This is a genomic window from Saccharopolyspora aridisoli, assembly GCF_004348445.1.
In the GTDB taxonomy this organism is placed as follows: Bacteria; Actinomycetota; Actinomycetes; order Mycobacteriales; family Pseudonocardiaceae; genus Saccharopolyspora; species Saccharopolyspora aridisoli.
This window is the reverse complement of record NZ_SMKV01000010.1, coordinates 166,492-184,134: the sequence shown is the minus strand read 5'-3', so window position 1 is coordinate 184,134 and position 17,643 is coordinate 166,492. Positions and strand designations below refer to the sequence as shown.

Below are 17,643 nucleotides of genomic sequence, written 5' to 3'. Positions count from 1 at the left end.
AAACGAGCCAGCCGCAGCCGCGTACGAGGAGTCAGCGTGGCGTTAGGGTGGGACACGAAGGCCTCCGGTTGATGAAGCGGTTCCTAGACAGCTCCACTTCACAACCAGAGGCCTTCACCTGTCTGCAGAACAAACCAACTCACACACCACGACCGGGACAACCTCCCCGGACATCACATCTAGAACCGGCACGCCCACCGCTGGCGCCACACCTACGCCCGTGAGTGGTAGGTCGCTGGCGGAGACACCGGCGACCTGATGCTGACGGGCCGCGCACTCGTTGTCCAAGCAGCCTCCGGCCGCCCGGCTGTGGCGCTTGGGGCCGAATAAGAGCAATCGCCCCGCGTCCGATCGGTTCACCGATTGGACGCGGGGCGACACCTGTTAGCACCGGGATTGCGTGAGATGGTTGACGACCGCCGCGGCGTCGTCTGTTCTCAACAGATTCCGCGCATTTTCAGGTTCGTTACGTCACTCGCGAAATCGCAGCTACCCACCGAATTTTGCGCGCACGTCCTAGGCAATGAAGAAATCAGCCTCTGCCGTTGCACCGGTTTCCGCAACGGCCTCACCATTAGCTGCGAACATGGCGTCACCGAACCCGCCATCGAGGGAGCTGGTGTATTCCACGCTGGATGCGGCGCTGGTGACGACATCGCCTTCAACGCTGCCACCCCAGCACGTGTCGAGCATGTCGAAATCCGCGCTGCCGTAGCTGGTAGCGGTGGCGCCGAACTCAGCGTCCGCGCCGCCCTCGGCCTCGAAGCTGCTCTCCGCCGCGCCGGTCAGGCTAGTCTGCGAGCTCTGGTCAGCTTCGTCCTCGGCCGTGGTGTGGGCATGAGCCATGGCTTCGGCATCGAAGTCAGCGTCTCCGCTGAACGCGGCCTGGGCGCCGGCCTCGGAATCGAAGCTTGAGGTGTGCATTTTTGAGGTTCTCCCATGTGAGAAAACTAGTATCCATCGGCGTTGACGACGCCGAATCCCGAACCAGAATGATCGTGACGAAACGGAATCGTACAAGAATCTCAAACCCGACAAACGTGTTCCTGATCACTGTAACGCCCGGCTGCCAAACGCGATGTCATTTCTACGTACCTGAACGATGTCTCGTAACCCGATAACTTGTGGGTCGGGTCGTGGTTGATCACGTGGGTGCAGGTGATCTCGGCGGCGCGGTCGGAGTGGACTGCCCCTTCACGGGGTTGGAGCCCCGGCAGTCCCGGGAGCTGGTGGCGGTGGTGGCCCAGGCGTGGTGGGCAGGCGATCGCGGATCGTCGTCCTGGTCGGCAGTGGCGGCTGCGGCGGGAGGATCGGGTGTTGCTGGTCGCGATGTAATGGCGGACGAACCTGACGATGCGCCAGATCGGCTCGTTGGTCGCTATCTCGCACTCGACCGCGTACCGGGTGGTCGAGACCTCGGTCCTTGCTGGCGATGTATCGCGATTCCGGGATCGACCACGACCTCGCCGGGCGGGCGGTGTTGACCGATGGCGGTTACCCGGGCCCAGCACCGGCGTGAAGACGGGCAGGACTGCGCGATTGAAGTGCCTGAACAACTGCACCGACCTGTGCGCGTCACAGGCGGGGTCGGACTGCGCCACATCGGTGCTGTGCGAGTTCAGGCTCCGTTCGGGAGACCGGCTCGTGCTTCTCCGGGTGACAGGGGGCGGATGGTGAGGGTGTTGTCGTAGGTGGAGTCAGGCCGCACCTGGTAGCGGTCGCGGACCGGGTTCGGGGTGCCTCCCACCCCCGTGACCGCGTGGTCGGCGTGCAGGGTGAACCAGCCGTCGTTGCGCCGGAGCTGGAACGGGTAGGCAGCCCGGTCGAGGTCGTCGTAGGGGGTCACGCTGACCTCCGGGGCACCGGCCACGAGCAGACCGCCGGTCTGGCCGTCGGTGAGCAGCGCCCACCGCGAATCCGTGTGGTTGCCGTGGTCCTGCGGCCGGTGGTACTCGACGTACTGCTCGTCGACTGTGGAGGTGTTCACCCCGATCGGGCTGCCGTTCTTGCGGTCGTTGTAGCTCTCGGCACCGCGGCCGTACCAGGCGAAGCGCTCGTAGCGGTCCGGCACCGCGAGGGAGACGCCGATGCGCGGCAGGTACGGCAGTTGGCGCACCTCGCCTTGGGGCACGACCTCGTGCCCGAGCTCCAGGACACCGTCCCTGCCGATCGTGTAGGTCATGGTCTGGTCGAACCAGGCGCCTGCCACGTCCGGTGCCGCCACGCGGGTGTCGACCACGATCCGCGCGCCGCCTGCCGGAGCCGGTTCGACGCGGTGACCGGTCACGTTGGTCACCAGCCGGTCCAGGCCCGCCTTGCGCCAGTCCTCGCCTTCGGCACGTCCCCAGGCGAAGGTCTCGTTGCTGATGGGCGCGCGCCAGGCGTCGAGCTTCGGCCCACCTGCGAGCAGTTCCTGACCGTCGGCGCGGATCGACGACAGCGCACCGGTGGTCTTGTCGAGCTCGTAGGTGACTCCCGAAGCCGATGCCCTCACCTTCGAGCCCTCGTCCTCGACCTGCACCGGCGGTCCTTCCGCTGGGCGCCGGTCGAGACCGGGAACGCGGGTGCCGGCGAGCGGGAACTGGTCGTGGGCGAGCACGTGACCGGCCGGAACCCCGTGCTGGGCGCCGGTAGTGACCGCTTCGACGCTGAGGAACCGCTCCCGGTCGTCCGGGTTCGGCGGCAGTGGCAGCGCTTCGGTCCACGTCGAGTTCGGCCCCACCCGCAGCGGCTGCTCGTGCTCGGCCACGACGCGGGAACCTTCGGTGACCTCCCACCGCAGGGTGAGCTCATCGGTGCCGGTGAACTGCCGCTCGTTGGTCACCGACAGGGTCTGGTCGTCGAAGCCGAATCGCAGGGGCTGGTGCGCCCAGGCCATCTGGGCCGCCTCCGGCTGCGGCCGTCGATCGGAGCTGACCAAACCGTCCACACCGGACAGACTCGAACCGTAGGACAGGTGGGTCCCGGCGTCCTCGACGCGGTCGAAGTCCAGCGCGAGAAGCGCGCCGCCCACCGGCTCCGGTGCGCCGAGCTCGGCGGCGGTGAGCGGCCGGTCGTAGATGCGCGCGTCGTCGACCGCGCCCCGCGCCATCCAGCCCACGTCGGACGGGTCGTTCCACGAAGTCTCGAAGTCCCGGCCGATGTTGACCTCGGCTGAGGATCGGTCGATGGCGCCGGTGAACGGCGTGCTGCCGACCTCCTTGCCGTCGATGTACAGGCGCAGCGCCGTGCCGTCGTAGGTTCCGCTGACCCGGTGCCAGTTGCCGTAGAAGTCGGCGGGCACCTGCGCCTGCACGGACCGCCAGGTGCCGCTGTGGATGAAGAACTCGAGGACGTTCTCCGACTTCATCTTCAGCGCGTACTGGTGATCGCCCTTGCCCAAGATCCGGAAATCACCGGTCCACTTGCCGGGTTTGACCCAGGTGTCGAGGGTCAAGGCATTGCCGCCGATGTCCAGCTTGCGATCGCGGTAGACCTCGACGAAGTCGTCCAAGCCGGACAGCGACAGCGCTTTGCCGCGGTGGCCGTCGACGAGCTCCGGTCTCCCGGAAAGGTGCGCGGAGATGCCGTTGCCGGAGGTGTCGGGCGTGATCCGGGTGTGCTGCCGGATGTTCTGCTCGGCCCAGTCCCAGATGAATCCGCCCTGGGTCTGCGGGTGGGCCCGGATGATGTCCCAGAACTCGTGGAAGTTGCCGAGGCTGTTGCCCATCGCGTGCGCGTACTCGCCGAAGATCAGCGGTTTCGTGGTGGTCTTGGCCTGTTCGGCGAACTTCTCAGGCGAGGGGTAGCGCGGACCCCAGACGTCGGCGAACGGAGCGTCACCGTCAGGGTTGTTCGACTGGTGGTAGACGGGCCGGGTCGGGTCGTTGCGCTTGACCCAGTCGGCCATTTCGAAGTGGTGCGCGCCGAGCCCGGCCTCGTTGCCGGTGTCCCAGAGGAAGATGCTCGGGTGGTTCTTGTCGCGTTCGACCATGCCGATCATGCGGTCCATGAACGCGTCTCGCCATTCCGGCTCGTTCGCCTGGCACCACTGGGTGCAGTCCTCGTGGTTGTGGGTCTCGATGTCGACCTCGTCGTCGACCCACAGACCGCGCTGGTCGGCCAGGTCGTTGAAGTACGGGTCTGCGGGGTAGTGGGAGGTGCGCACGGCGTTGATGTTGAGCTGCTTCATCAGATGGACGTCGCGCTCCTGCGCGGGACGGGGCACGTGCCTGCCGTGGTCCGGGTCGGTCTCGGCCCGGTTGACCCCCTTGAACAAGGTGCGCTTGCCGTTGATGAGCAGTTGCCGGTCGCGGATCTCGATCTCCCGGAAGCCGACCGTCTCGCTGGTGATGTGGCCGACCGCGCCGTCCGGGCCGCTCAAGGTGAGCACGACCGTGTAGACGTTGGGCGTCTCATCGGTCCACTTGGCGGGGTTGCGGACCGGGAGGTTGAGCTGGACCTGCGAGTCCGGTCGGGTGATCTCGACGTCCTGGCTCACCGAGCCGACCTCTGTGCCGCGCGGGTCGCGGAGCGAGGCGGTCACGCGGTGCGGGCCGGTCGTCCCGCCCTCGCGGCGGTCGAGATCGACCACCGCCGAGAGGTTCGCGTCGGTGTAGGTGGCGTCGAGATCGGTCCGCAGCGTCACGTCCCGCACGTGCGTGGCGGGTGTGGAGTACAGCTCGACGGAGCGGAAGATGCCCGAGTAGCGCCACTGGTCGACGTCTTCGAGGTAAGAACCCGCACTCCAGCGGTGCACCTGCACGGCGATGCGGTTCTTGCCCGGGTGCAGCACCCGCGAGATGTCGAACTCCGCGGGCGTGTAGCCGCCCTGGTCGTAGCCGATGTACTGCCCGTTGACCCAAACGAAGAACCCCGAAGTGACCCCTTCGAAGCGGACGAAGGTGCTGCGCTGCGCCCAGTCGGCGGGCAGGTCGAAGTCGCGGGTGTAGGCGCCGGTCGGGTTGACGTCCCGGGGCACGCGGGGTGGGTCGTCCGGCTGCACCTCGGTGGCGATGTTGCGGAACATCGGGTGGTCGAGGCCGGCGGTCTGCCAGGTGTGCGGCACCGACACCGTCCGCCAGCTCGACGAGTCGTAGTCCTCGGTGTAGAAGCCGGGCGGAACGTCTTCAGGGCGGTCGGCCATCGCGATCTGCCACTGGCCGTCCAGCGTTCGCGTGTAGGGGGTGAGTTCCTCGCCGCGGGCTGCCGAGTTGGCGTCTTCGTACGGGCGCAGCCTGGCGTGCGGGGCTTCTTGCCCTTCAGCCACCTTCTGCGGGTCATCCAGGTAGGCGTGCACGTCTCCGCCCGGCATCCCGGGATCGGGTGGTTGCGCGGACGCGGCGACACCGGTGGTGCTGAGAAAGATCAGACACAGTGACACAAGAGCGAACAACCGATACACGTTGAACCTCCACAGTCAAACAGTATCGCGCAGAAAAGAACACAGCATCGACCGTTGGCCGTCAATGGTTCCTTCGGGGCATACCGGACGTGGAGCCCCAGCGGTCACGTCGCTCGACAGCTCGGGCGTGCTGGGGGGGTGTCGGTGACCGGTGTCCCGAAGTTCGGCGTTCAGCCGGGTTTCCAGTGGAACGCTTGGACGCGGGTGTGGCGGTTGGGGTCCAGCAGCGGGTCGCCCTCGATCTCCCGGTACTGCCGCGCGTGGTAGACGAGCAGGTCGGTGCCGTCCTCGCCTGCGGTGGAGCTGTTGTGCCCAGGTCCGTACTGCGAGTTCGCCTCGCTGGTGGCGAACACAGGCTCCGGTGACTTCGTCCCCGCGGCGGGATCCCCAACGTTCGTCCACGCAGAACGCGCCACCTCGCCTGGGCGCAGCGAGAACCAGGCATCGGCAGCAACAGCAACCGGCCCGGTTTCGTGCTCGCGCCACACGATGACCTCGTCGGCGTCGGCCAGCGCCTGGAGGGTGCGGGCGCGGCGCAGGATCAGCCGGCCGCATTCGGGAACGGTGGCCAGGCAGTGCGACGCGACTCGGTGTCGGTATGTCGGGCAAGGTTCGACCATCTGGTGGGTCCGGTGACCGGCTGAGAGTCTTTCCGATGGCAGGACGGGGGTTCTCAGCGCACACGGGGCCAGCCCTGTTCCCAGCCGAGGAGGTTGATGCCCAGCTTGTGCGCGCCACCGGCGTTGGCGTCGTAGTAGTGGTACACGAGCAGGTCGCCGTCGGTGTCGGGCAGCACGCTCTGCCCGCCTGGCCCAATGATGTTGGCGTGGCTGGCGAGGATCTCGGTGCCGCCGCCCTCGGTCATCGGAGTTCCTGTTGCGTCGAGGTAGGGGCCGGTCGGTTCGATGGACCGACCGACCATGATCCGGTAGGTGCTCTGCACGCCTTGGCAGCACTGGTCGAACGAGACGAAGAGGTAGTACATCCCGTCACGTTCGACGATCGTGGGCGCCTCCACGGCGTGCGGCGGGTCCTGCGGGCGCGTGGCTAGCCGGTGCACGGCCTGGTCGGTGGGATGCCGCATGCCGGTGGCCGGATCGAGCTGGATCATCCGGATCCCGGTCCAGAACGAACCGAACGACAGCCACCACCGCCCCTGCGAGTCGACCAGCAGGTTCGGGTCGATGGCGTTGTGGTCGTCGGCTGTCGAGGTGGCGTGGACGATGCCTCGGTCCTGCCAGCTGCCAGGTTCTCCGGTGGGGCTGGTGGCCAGCCCGATCGCGGAGTGGTTGGTCCCGAAGGTCGAGGCGGAGTAGTACATCCAGTACTGGCCGTCGTGGAAGGAGGTGTCTGGCGCCCACACGTCGCCGTCGGCATGGTAGTCGTAGACCCACGCGGGCACGGATGAGAAAGCCGATCCCGCCCGGTCGAAACGGGTTCGATCGCCCGAACTGCGCATCTCGATGCCGTCGTGCGTGGAGTAGAGCAGGTATCCGGCATCGGTCTTCACCATGGACGGGTCATGCGCGGCGACATCGCCGGTCACGACACCGGGCATGGGATAGTCGGCAGCCGAGGCCGGGATTGCTGAAGCGAACGTGGTCACGGCGGTGAGCAGGAGGAATGGAAGTCGTCGCACGTCGATTCTCCGTTCCGGTCAGGGTGTTGCCGGATTCGTGCGGGAAGTGCGTGACGCTCGCGGGATCTCGTCGATCGCTTTTGAAGTGAGCGCTAACATGACGAGATCGGAACAGGACGTTACGGGTGCGCTGGCACCAGGTCAAATCACACTTGTTCGACCCGGCACGGACCACGGGTCGAGCGGCTCACTGCTTCGGAAACGCGCTCTCGCGCAGGTTTCCGATGCTGCTGTGGCGGGTGATCAGTTCGGGTGCGATCACCACGGACTCGCCGCTGGGGGCGTGTCCGGTGATCTGCTGCAGGAGGAGGTCGATGCTCGCTCGCCCCACCGCGTTGAAGTCCTGCCGGATCGTGGTCAGCGGGGGAGTGAAGTAGGCGGCCTCGGGAATGTCGTCGAAACCGGCCACGAGCACGTCTGCAGGAACGCGAACGCCTCGCTCGTGAAAGGCGCGCAGGACTCCGAGCGCCATCTGGTCGTTGGCCACGAACACCGCGCGCACGTCGGAGCGTTCGGCCAGCAGCTGGCCGTTGGCGTACCCGGAGGCCGGACTCCAGTCGCCGCGCAGCGGTTCCGGCGGTTCGATCCCCGTGCGTTCGATCTCGCCGCGCCAACCCGCGACCCGTCCTTGGGCTTCCAGCCAGTCGGCGGGCCCGGCGATGTGGAACACCGACTCGGCGCCCTGGGACAGCAGGTGCCGCGTAGCCAGCGCGGCGCCCTCGACCTGATCGACGCACACCGTGGAGTGGCCGTTGCCCTCGCCGCCTTCGACGGCTACCACCGGCAGGTCGGACGGGACCGTGCGCAGGGCCTCGACGGTGGAGCGCTGAGGCGCGATGACGATCGCGCCGTCCACGCTCTGCCGGTTCAGCCGCTCCAGCGCGTGACTGGCGTGATCACCGTCGATGGACTTGGCGCTGGTCACGCTCACGGAGTAGCCGGATCGGCGCGCCGCCTGCTCTATGCCGTAGAGGGTGCTCGCCGGGCCGTGGAGCGTGGTGTCGTAGCTGACCACGCCGATCATCCTGGTGCGGCGGGAGGCGAGAGCTCGGGCGGCGGAGTGGGGCCGGTAGTCGAGTTCCTCGACGGCCGCCAGCACTCGGGTGCGGGCAGCGGGCGAGACCGAGGGATGCCCGTTGAGCACGCGGGAAACCGTTTGCTGCGAGACGCCTGCCAGCCCCGCGACGTCGGCCATCACCGCCCGACGCGGTGACGAAGACGTGCCCCTGCTCACATCACCACCTCCGAACTCGGCCGCTGGGGCGACGCTACTCCAGCGGATGCCCGAACGGTGAGGTGTCCACAGGAGCAGCGCAGCGAGCCCGGTTCCACGTGCGGGACCGGACCCCCGGAGCTCTTCGGACGCGTGCTGCGCGGAGTCGGCCGAGCGACGACTTGTGTTCCACGTCTTCTGCAGCGCGGTGTTAGCGATAACACGGGAGGCGTCCAAGGCGTTCAGGTGATCTGCCGTCCGACTCCACGACCATCCGGCGCACGTACCCACCTCCAGCGGCCGGTTGCGCGAGTTCGCGCTGGCGGTCGTGGCACTCCTACTCGTACCTGGCACACCGCGACGACCGCGGTGTGCCGAGGTTCGCCATCACGGGCAACGGCGTCGGTGCGGAGGAGCAGGTCGTGGGCCAGGGGCCGTCGCCGCCGAAGGGGTGGAGCCACATCGCACTCGTCCTCGCCGAAGCGCAACGACCCTGCACCTCAACGGGAATCGAGCGCGCGGCGGGCGGTGCTCTTCAGCGGTTCCTGGTGGTGTCGCCGCCTTGGGCGACGCGCAGCACGGGCTTGGCCTGCGAGGCGGGGAACTTCGTGTCCGGACAGCTGGCCAAAGGCGGTGAGCTGGTAAAGTGGTCATACCTCTAGTTCTTCTTGGTGAGGAGCCGCAGCATGGGCGTCACGGACGACCCCTGGGTGCCGTTGCGTCAGGGATCGGTGTCGGACCTGATCGCCGAACGGATTCTCCAGGCGATCAAATCTCAGGAGCTGAAACCAGGGGACCGGTTGCCCCCGGAACGCGAACTCGCGAGTCGTCTCGGTACGAGTCGGCCATCCCTGCGGGAAGCGCTGCGGTCCTTGCGGCAGAGCGGGCACGTCGACATCAAGCACGGGAGCGGCGTGTTCGTCGCGGATCCCAGCGAGTCCCACGCGCTGCGCGATGCGAAGTTCGCCGAGGAGCTCACGCTCACCGAGCTGTTCGACATGCGTGAGGTGCTCGAAGTTCCCGCCACGGCGTGGGCTGCGCGCAACCAGGACCGCGAGCTGCTGGCGAAGGTGACCGAGGCCTTCCAGGCCCTCGACCGGTGCGCCGGCGCCGCCGAGATCGACTGGGCCGAGCTCCGCGCGCTCGACTCCGCCTTCCACCTCCGGATCGTCGAGGCCGCGGGGAACCGCTTCCTGACCCGCACCGAGACCGTTCTGCAAGACATCCTCGCGCGCGGGATGCAGTCCACGTTGCGGTTGCCGGGCCGACTTGAGCGATCCCGCCGCGACCACACCCGCATCCACGAAGCCGTGATCGCGGGAGACCCCGTCGCGGCGCGACGGGCTGCCAAGGCGCACATCGACGGGGCCCGCCGTGCGGCGCTCAAGCACTTGCGCGACGGGCACCCGGCGGATGAGGCGTCAGGGTAGGAGCACTGACGGGGCGGGCAAGCCCTGGACGCCGGGATCGAGCCGCAGCAGCCGACCCGCCAGCGGCTGTTCGTGGCGTTCGGCCGCCGACAACGGGTCCAGAGCGCTCGTCACGAACAGGTCGCCCAAGTCGGCCCCGCCGAAAGCGACGCTCGTCGGGTGCGAAACAGGCAGCGGCACAACGCGGTCGAGCCGCCCGTCCGGTGCGTACCGGCGGAGCTCACCGCCCCTGATCATGGCCACCCACACGCAGCCCTCGGCGTCGACGGTCAGTCCGTCCGGTCTACCTGGGGAATCGGAGACGTCGGCGAGGGTCCGACGAACACCTGGGAGGCCTTGCCCGGTGTCGTAGTCGAAGACGTCCAAGCGCAGCGTCGGAGTATCGGCGTAGTAGAGCATCCCGCCGTCCGGGCTCCAACCCAGGCCGTTGGACACGGTCACCCCGGTGACCACCGGAACCAGCTCGTCGTCGAGGCGGTAGAGCGACGCGGTGCCCGGGTCCTTGTCGGCGTGCAGCGTGCCGATCAGCAGCCTGCCCCGGGGATCGGGGCCGCCGTCGTTGAACCGCATCCTGGGATGGGGCGGCACACCCGCGACCTCTCCGACGACCTCCTCGCCGGCCACTTCCAGCAACGTGCTGTCCCGTGCGGCGACGACGGTCGCGCGCGTGGTCGGGAACGCCGCGGCGACCTCTCCGCCCAGCACGCACCGTTCGGTGGCACCGTCGGCGGGCGAAGTTCGGTGCACCGCCCCACCCGTGATGTCCACCCACAGCAGGGTTTCGGTGGTCGCGTCCCAGAACGCGCCTTCGCCGAAGCGCGCGCGGACGTCGCCGACCGGATCGACGGCCACTGCGCTCATGACGTCGCTCCTGCGGCTCGCAGGAACTCGGAGGTGCGGTCCCGCAGCTCTCCTGGGTCGAAGCCGCCGTCGGGGTCCGCGCCCAGCAGGTGGTGCCCAACGGCCACGCACTTCGCCCCCGCCGCCACCACCTCGGCGGCCAGCGTGGGAGTCACGCCACCGCTGGCCATCACCTCCAGGTCCGGCATCGGCCCGCGCAGCTGCCGGAGGTAGTCGGCACCGACCGCGTTGACGGGGAACACCTTCACCACGTCCGCGCCCGCGTTCCGGGCCGTCATGATCTCGGTCGGGGTGAGCGCCCCCGGCACCGAGAGCAGCCCTTCGCGGCGAGTGCGTTCGACGACCCGGGCGTCGAGGTGCGGTGACACCACGAAACGCGCGCCGGCCGCGGCCGAGGCCGTGACCTGCTCGGGTGTGCTCACCGTGCCGGCTCCGATCAGCGCGTCACCCGGGAGCTCCCGGCACAGCAATTCGATCGTCTCCATCGGACGGTCACCGGTCATGGTGACCTCGAACGAGCGCATCCCGGCTTCGTGCAGCGCCGTGCTCAGCCGAAGGGCTTGCTGCGGGGTCAGGCCGCGGTAGACCACGGTGAGCGGGCTGAGGTTGATGTCAGTCATCGGTTCCTCCCTGCGGTGACGTCGAGATCACCGGTCGGATCGTGACGGCGGCTGAGGTGACGGCCGCCGTCGACAGGGATGATCGTGCCGGTGATGAACGACGAGGCGTCCGAGGCGAGGAAGGCCACCGCGTCCGCGACCTCCTCGGGGGTGCCTGCGCGGCCGAGCAGCGTGGGCGGCGCGCCGTCGTCACCCCAGCTCTTGCCGTCCAGGGTGGCCAAAGTGGATGGTGTGTTGACCACGCCCGGCGCCACCGCGTTGACCCGCACACCCCACGAGGCCAGTTCCACAGCCAGCGCCTTCGTCGCCGCGCGCACGCCGCCCTTGCTGGCGACGTAGGGCCCGTAGCCGGGCACCGGCATGGCCTCCTGGAGGCTGCAGAAGTTCACGATCGAGCCGCTGGTCCTGCCGGCCGCGTGCAGCCCGCGCGCCACGGCGGTGCTCAGCACGCCCGTGGCAACGACGTTCACCGCGAGCACGCGGTTCCAGTCGGAGACGGACGCGTCGAGGAAACCGCCCTTCGGGGAGTAGGCCGCCGCGCAGTTGACCAGCACGTCGAAACCGGGTGCCGCCTCGGCGCGGTCGGCGAGCGCTTCGAGCTGTGGCGTGTCGGCGAGGTCGCAGGCGACTCCTCCCAGCCGCGCGGCGACCGGGTCCTCGCACCCTCCGGCGAGGTCCGTCACGGCCGCGTCTCGGTCGACACCGAGCACCGTCGCGCCGCGACGGGCCAGGTCGTGCGCCACGACCCGGCCGATCCCGGTCGCCGCCCCGGTCACGAGCGCCCGACGCCCGCTGAGCTCTCTCATGCCCTCGTCCTTCCAGCCCTCGCTGCCGTCGTTCACAGGTGCCGCCGGGGGATCGCGTGCCCGCGCCGTCCGCGCAGGAAGTCCAGGTCAGCCCCGGTGTCGGCCTGGCCGACGTGCTCCCGGTACAACCCGCTCCAGCCGCCACCCTGATCAGCGGGCTGCTCCTCCGTGGTGAACTCGGCTGCGCGCCGGGCCAGTTCGTCATCGTCGACGAGCATGTCGAGCCTGCGTGCGGCCACGTCCAGGTGCACACGGTCGCCGGTGCGCAGCAGCGCTAGCGGCCCGCCCGCGGCGGACTCGGGAGCGACGTGCAGGACGATCGTGCCGTAGGAGGTGCCGCTCATCCGGCCATCGGTGATCCGCACGAGGTCCCGCACACCCGCATCCAGCAGCTTCTTGGGTATCGACAGGTTGCCGATCTCGGGCATGCCCGGGTAACCGCGCGGCCCGGCGCCGCGCACGACGAGCACGGTGTCGGCGTCCACCGGCAGATCCGGGTCGTCGCAGCGCGCGTAGTACTCCTCGACGGTGTCGAAGACCACCGCTGTACCGGTGTGGTCGATCAGTTCCGGAGAGGCCGCCGACATCTTGATCACCGCGCCGTTCGGGGCGAGGTTGCCGGTGAGCACCGCTGTGGCCGACCCCGCGGGCTGCACCGGTTCCGCCCGCGTGCGGATCACCTCTGAGTTCCAGTTCTGAGCACCCGTGCAGTTCTCGGCGAGGCTCTGGCCGGTGACCGTGCGCGCGTCGCCGTGGAGCTGGTCGCCCAGCTCGGTCACCACCGCGGGCACGCCGCCCGCGTAGCTGAACTCCTCCATGAGGAACCGGCCGGACGGCAGCAGGTCGACCAGTAGCGGGATGTCGCGAGCCTGCCGGTCGAACTCCTCCAGCGGGAAGTCGACCTCGGCGCGCCCGGCCAGCGCGCTCAGGTGCACGATGGCGTTGGTGGACCCGCCGATCGCGGCGTTGAGCCGCGCCGCGTTCTCGAACGACCGCCGGTCCAGGACGGTCGAAGGCCGCAGGTCCTCCTCCACCATGGACACGATCCGCCTGCCCGACTGCTCGGCGAGCGCGGAGCGGCCCGCGTCCACGGCGGGCACTGCCGCACTGCCCGGTAACGACAGGCCCATGACCTCCACCAGGCAGGCCATCGTGGACGCCGTGCCCATGGTCGTGCAGTGCCCCGCGCTGCGGGACAGGCACGCCTCGGCCTGGCCGAACTCGGCGCGGCTCATCCGGCCCGCCCGGACCTCCTCGGCGAACTGCCACACGTGCGTGCCGGAACCGGCGTCGGTGCCCCGGAACTTGCCGTTGAGCATCGGCCCGCCGGTGAGCATGATCGCCGGCAGGTCGGCGCTGAGTGCACCCATGAGCTGAGCGGGAACGGTCTTGTCACAGCCGGCGAGCAGCACCACGCCGTCGAGCGGGTACGAGCGGAGGTTCTCCTCGACTTCCATCGCCATCAGGTTGCGGTAGAGCATCGCCGATGGGCGCATCAGCGTCTCGCCCAGCGACATCGTCGGGAACTCCAGCGGGAATCCACCGGCCAGCAGCACGCCGCGCTTGACCGCCTCGGCCACGTCGCGCAGGTGCCGGTTGCAGGGCGTGAGCTCCGACCAGCTGTTGCAGATCCCGATGACGGGCCTGCCGTCGAACATCTCCGGTGAACGGCCCGAGTTGTACAGCTTGGACCTGTGGACGAAGCCCATCTTGCCTTCGGCGCCGAACCAGGATGTGCTGCGTCGTGCGGGTTCGGGCGATGTCATGACCGTGCCTCCTGCGGCGTGTGGCGGACCAGGCTCAACTGCGTCGACGAGCCGGTGGCGAGTTGATCGCCGTTCACCTCGACCGTGAACGGGCGGGAGCGGAAGTCGAAGAACGTAGCAGCGGTGGACACGTCGCCGTAGGCGTGCAGTTCCCACGGGGCGCCGAGCAGGTCGTCGGTGTTGCGCACGTGCTCGTCCACCACCAACCTCGGCAGCAGCGCACCGTCGCGCACCAGCACCGGAATGCGTTCCAACGGCACGAATTCCTCGTGCAGCGCCGGACCTTCGTGCCGATCGCCGGTCACGAGGTCCGTCCACCCGCCGCGGGGGATGTAGAAGCGACGCCGCACCGGCTCGCCGCCGTCGTCGAAGACCGGAACGACGAGCAGGTCTGAGCCGAGCAGGAACGCGTCGTCGCGCGCCGTGGCGAGGTCGTCGTCGGGGAACTCCAGCGCCAGCGGGCGCAGCATCGGCCAGCCGTGCTCGGCCGACTCGTGCGCGGCCTGCCACAGGTAGGGCAGCAGCGAGTAGCGCAGTCGGATCCACTCGCGTGCGATGTCCAAGGCGTGCTCGCCGAACTCCCACGGCTCGCGCGGACGAAGTCCGTGGGCGCGCATGAGAGGCGAGAGCGCGCCGAACTGCGTCCAGCGCACGTAGAGCTCAGGTGTGAGCTCGGGGCCGAAGAAACCGCCGATGTCGTGTCCCCACAAGCCTGGCATGCTCATGGCGTGCGACAGGCCGCCGCGCAGGGTCGCGCGCATGCCCGACACCGTGGACTCCGCGTCTCCACCCCACTGCGCGGGGTAGCGGTGCGACCCCGCCCAGCCGGAACGGCCCCACACCAGGGGTGCGCGACCGGTCTTCTCGGCGATGGCCTCGCTCACCGCACCGTTGTAGCGCAGCGGGTACAGGTTGTGCGCGTGCTCGGCTCCGGTTCCGCCGGCGAGTCGGACGTCGTCGGGCAGGCCCTCGCCGAAGTCGGTCTTGAACACGGCGACGCCGTCGTCGAGGAATGGCCCGTGCAGGTCCTGCCACCAGCGGCGAGCCTCGGGCGAGGTGAAGTCCAGCAGTGCCCGAGGCCGTCCGTCGGGGACGGGCGTGCCCGCGATCGTGGCGATCTCCCCGTCGGCGTCGGTGATGAGGTAGCCGCGCTCGGCCGCCTCGGCGTAGCGGGGCGATGCCGGGTCGAGGTAGGGCAGTTCCCAGACCGAGAGCCGCAGGCCGAGACGCTCCAACGCGGTGATGAACTCCGCTCGATCGCCGAAGCGGTCGGTGTTCCAGATGAAGTCGCAGTTAAGCCTGTCCACGACGAGCCAGTCGGGGTCCAGGTGCAGGATGTCGCACGGAACGCCCAGTTCCCGCAGCGTGCGGCCGATCTCCTCCATCTGCGAGGCGGAGTGGTACCTGCAGCGGCCGAGCCAGTACCCGAACGCCCACACCGGGGGAACCGCTCCACGCCCGGTCAGCCGTGTGTAGGTCGTCAGCGCCTGCTTGGGCTCGGGACCCGCGATCAGGTAGAGGTCCAGCTCGCCGCACTCGGCTTCGACGCCGAACACGCCGTTGCGGGAGTGGCCGACGTCGGCGTTGACGACGGCACCGGTGTTGATCAGCGCGAGGTAACCCGCCGTGGAGTACCAGACCGGGGCCGGTTTGTAGGCCATGCCGGTCCCGGTGCCGAGCGCGTCCTCGACGCGCAGGCGCAGCCGCTGGCCGTTCTTCACCGAGCGGCCGAACTGCTCGCCGAAGCCGAGGATCTCCTCGTCGGGGCCGAGTTCGAGGTTGACCGCGGTCGTCCCACCTGCAGTGGCGGCGGGGGAGATGGGCAGTCCGGCGACTTGGCGGAGCTTCCCAGCCGTGCTGATCAGTGTGGCGCCGGTGGCGGTGTCCTGGACTTCCAGGGAGAAGGGGCGCCGACCGAGCCTGACGCGCAGCCGACCCCCGCTCACCACAACAACGTCGTGCTCGTCCTGCTCGACCGTTGTGCTGGTCTCGGCGTACTTGGGCGTGACGAGGATGCCGTGCTCGGTTCCTGTCGGTGCTGAACGCTGCCTGTCGGCCGCGCCGATCGTGATGCGCACGACCTCCGGACCGGCCCAGCGGACATCAACCGCGAATTCTCGGGTGAGCAGGGGAGGGATGTCGAGCTCGGGGAGGTTCGGCATGCTCGTCTCGATGCCTTGCTCGGCGAGCGTTTCGCCGGTGAGGTAACCGAAACCATCGGCTCCAGGTTGGCAGAGAACGGCGCGGACTCGCGCGGTCACACCGTGTCCGGCGGTCGTGTCGGGATGCGCTGTCACTTCCTCGACCTCGCGCAGCATGTACCGCTCTGTCAACGCTGACATCTCTTCTCCCATGTTGACCGCGATCTTGACGCGGTGTCCCTTCTAGCTTAACTTCTGGCAAGAGGTCTTACCACTTCCCCCCACGCAAAGGAAACCCCATGACAGGCAACGCCGCCGTCGTGCTCCGGAAGCCGGACGACGTCCTGCGCCTGATCGACACAGGCCGGATCCGTCCCAAGAACCCCGCCTTGGTCAAGATCGTTGCGCTCGGCAGCATCTTCGTGGACGGCTGGGACCTGAGCAGCTTCGGTCTCGGGACCGTGCAGATCACCTCGGAGTTCAACCTCACGAACTCGGGGTTGAGCCTGCACTCGCTGCCCGTCATCTCGATGACCATCCTGCTCGGCGCGATGTTCGGCGGGCTCTTCGGTGGCTACCTCACCGACCGGGTCGGCCGCACGAAGATGTTGCTGATCACGCTGTTCCTGCTGGTCGGCGCCACGGTGCTGGCGGCGACGGCGCCGAACCCGGAGCTGTTCTGCCTCTGGCGATTCCTGATGGGTGTCGGCGTCGGGCTCGACGTTCCCGTTGCGTTGGCGTTCGTCGCGGAGTACAGCGCGATCTCCAACAAGGGCCGCAACGTCACGATGGCCCAGGTGATGTCCACGGCCGCGGCGGCGGTCGCGTTCTTCGTGATCATCCCGTTCCACTTCATCGGTGTCGGCGAGCAGCTGTGGCGGTGGTCCATCGGTCTCGGCGCCGTCCCCGCCCTGATCGTGCTGATCCTCCGGTTCATCTACACCGCCGAGTCCCCGATGTGGGCGGCGAAGTACGAAGGGCTCGAGAAGGCCGCGGAGATCCTGCGGAAGAACTACGACCTCGAAGTCACCGTGGACGAGGAGCGCCGGGTCGTGGCGCCGCAGGAGGGGCGTTCCCGCGCAGGCAGCCTGCTCGCGCTGTTCCGGCCGCCCTACACAGCGCGCACCATCCTGGTCAGCATCCTCGTGGTCTGCCAGGCCGCGCAGTACTACGCGATCTCGCTGTACATGCCGAAGATCTTCAGCTCGTTGTTCCCGGACGACATCGTGCTGGTGCTGGTGCTCTCCGGCGTGGTCAACCTCATCGGCGCGATCGGTGCGCTCGGCTGCGTCGCCGGGACACAACGATTGGGCCTTCGACGACTCGGCCTGATCGGTTTCTCCATCACCGCGGGCTGTCTGGCGATCATCAGCGGCGCGTTCAGCGTTCTCGCCGCCTCGATCGCGGTGGTCCTGATCGCGGTGTTCTCAGCCGCGCACAACTTCGGCGCGGGCTACGTCGGCACTGCGATGGGAACGCTGTCCTACCCGACCGCCATCCGAGGGATCGGCGGCGGGTACACGCAGGCGATCACCCGGGTCGGCGGCATCATCGGCGCCTTCGCCTTCCCGGTCCTGCTCGACGCGCAAGGCATGCGCTTCACGATCGGAGCGATCGTGCTCGCCCCGCTCGTCGCGATCATCGCGCTGGTGGTCATCCGCTGGGACCCGGTGGGCAAGGACGTCGAAGAACACGGCGACGAGGACCTGGACACGTGCGATGAGGTCGGCGCGAGCACGTCGACGAGATCGAACTGAGCCGACTGAGCCGATGGGAGTCCCCCG

Annotated in this window: 13 protein-coding genes and 1 pseudogene; 4 read left to right on the top strand and 10 right to left on the bottom strand. The window is 68.6% G+C overall.

The features are described from left to right. Nucleotides 1–516: 516 nt before the first annotated feature. Nucleotides 517–924, bottom strand: coding sequence for a hypothetical protein (locus tag E1161_RS10955; protein ID WP_132622262.1), 408 nt, complete (start codon nucleotides 922–924; stop codon nucleotides 517–519). Between the two features lie 228 nt (nucleotides 925–1,152). On the opposite strand from E1161_RS10955, the pseudogene E1161_RS28040 reads away from it, so the two are divergent. Next, nucleotides 1,153–1,416, top strand: a pseudogene (locus E1161_RS28040) (helix-turn-helix domain-containing protein); the annotation flags it as partial. A 202-nt stretch (nucleotides 1,417–1,618) separates the two neighbouring features. Here E1161_RS28040 and E1161_RS10945 read toward each other — a convergent pair. The 4 genes from E1161_RS10945 to E1161_RS10930 all read right to left on the bottom strand — a co-directional run bounded on the left by E1161_RS10945 (nucleotide 1,619) and on the right by E1161_RS10930 (nucleotide 8,217). Further along, complete coding sequence (locus tag E1161_RS10945; RefSeq protein ID WP_132622260.1) at nucleotides 1,619–5,293, bottom strand: glycoside hydrolase family 2 TIM barrel-domain containing protein; 3,675 nt, start codon at nucleotides 5,291–5,293, stop codon at nucleotides 1,619–1,621. 260 nt (nucleotides 5,294–5,553) lie between these two features. Next, nucleotides 5,554–6,003, bottom strand: a complete 450-nt coding sequence (locus E1161_RS10940; protein WP_132622258.1) for a family 43 glycosylhydrolase — start codon at nucleotides 6,001–6,003, stop codon at nucleotides 5,554–5,556. Between the two features lie 53 nt (nucleotides 6,004–6,056). Then, entirely contained in the window at nucleotides 6,057–7,022 is a 966-nt protein-coding gene (locus E1161_RS10935) for an arabinan endo-1,5-alpha-L-arabinosidase (RefSeq protein ID WP_235874935.1), read from the bottom strand. A 187-nt stretch (nucleotides 7,023–7,209) separates the two neighbouring features. After that, complete coding sequence (locus E1161_RS10930) at nucleotides 7,210–8,217, bottom strand: LacI family DNA-binding transcriptional regulator (RefSeq protein WP_132622287.1); 1,008 nt, start codon at nucleotides 8,215–8,217, stop codon at nucleotides 7,210–7,212. Nucleotides 8,218–8,606: 389 nt separating this feature from the next. Here E1161_RS10930 and E1161_RS10925 point away from each other — a divergent pair, with 389 nt between their 5' ends. Then, entirely contained in the window at nucleotides 8,607–8,897 is a 291-nt protein-coding gene (locus E1161_RS10925) for a hypothetical protein (RefSeq protein ID WP_132622256.1), read from the top strand. Between the two features lie 24 nt (nucleotides 8,898–8,921). After that, the gene (locus E1161_RS10920; RefSeq protein WP_132622254.1) at nucleotides 8,922–9,665 is read left to right on the top strand and encodes a FadR/GntR family transcriptional regulator; all 744 of its coding nucleotides are present in this window, start codon (nucleotides 8,922–8,924) and stop codon (nucleotides 9,663–9,665) included. Here E1161_RS10920 and E1161_RS10915 read toward each other — a convergent pair. The 5 genes from E1161_RS10915 to E1161_RS10895 are packed head-to-tail and all read right to left on the bottom strand — an operon-like array spanning nucleotide 9,657 to nucleotide 16,060. After that, nucleotides 9,657–10,526, bottom strand: a complete 870-nt coding sequence (locus E1161_RS10915) for an SMP-30/gluconolactonase/LRE family protein (protein WP_132622252.1) — start codon at nucleotides 10,524–10,526, stop codon at nucleotides 9,657–9,659. The genes E1161_RS10920 and E1161_RS10915 overlap by 9 nt on opposite strands. Continuing rightward, the gene (locus E1161_RS10910; protein WP_132622250.1) at nucleotides 10,523–11,146 is read right to left on the bottom strand and encodes a bifunctional 4-hydroxy-2-oxoglutarate aldolase/2-dehydro-3-deoxy-phosphogluconate aldolase; all 624 of its coding nucleotides are present in this window, start codon (nucleotides 11,144–11,146) and stop codon (nucleotides 10,523–10,525) included. The genes E1161_RS10915 and E1161_RS10910 overlap by 4 nt, the downstream gene beginning before the upstream one ends. Further along, on the bottom strand, nucleotides 11,143–11,952 hold the full coding sequence (locus tag E1161_RS10905; RefSeq protein WP_132622248.1) for an SDR family NAD(P)-dependent oxidoreductase: 810 nt from the start codon (nucleotides 11,950–11,952) through the stop codon (nucleotides 11,143–11,145). Before E1161_RS10905 ends, E1161_RS10910 begins: the two co-directional genes overlap by 4 nt. Before the next feature lie 32 nt (nucleotides 11,953–11,984). Continuing rightward, on the bottom strand, nucleotides 11,985–13,718 hold the full coding sequence (locus E1161_RS10900; RefSeq protein ID WP_132622246.1) for an IlvD/Edd family dehydratase: 1,734 nt from the start codon (nucleotides 13,716–13,718) through the stop codon (nucleotides 11,985–11,987). Continuing rightward, nucleotides 13,715–16,060, bottom strand: a complete 2,346-nt coding sequence (locus E1161_RS10895; RefSeq protein WP_165939751.1) for a glycoside hydrolase family 31 protein — start codon at nucleotides 16,058–16,060, stop codon at nucleotides 13,715–13,717. Before E1161_RS10895 ends, E1161_RS10900 begins: the two co-directional genes overlap by 4 nt. 98 nt (nucleotides 16,061–16,158) lie before the next feature. Between E1161_RS10895 and E1161_RS10890 the strand changes: the two genes are divergently transcribed. After that, nucleotides 16,159–17,616: an MFS transporter gene (locus E1161_RS10890; RefSeq protein ID WP_132622242.1), complete on the top strand. Its 1,458-nt coding sequence runs from the start codon at nucleotides 16,159–16,161 to the stop codon at nucleotides 17,614–17,616. Nucleotides 17,617–17,643: the final 27 nt, after the last annotated feature.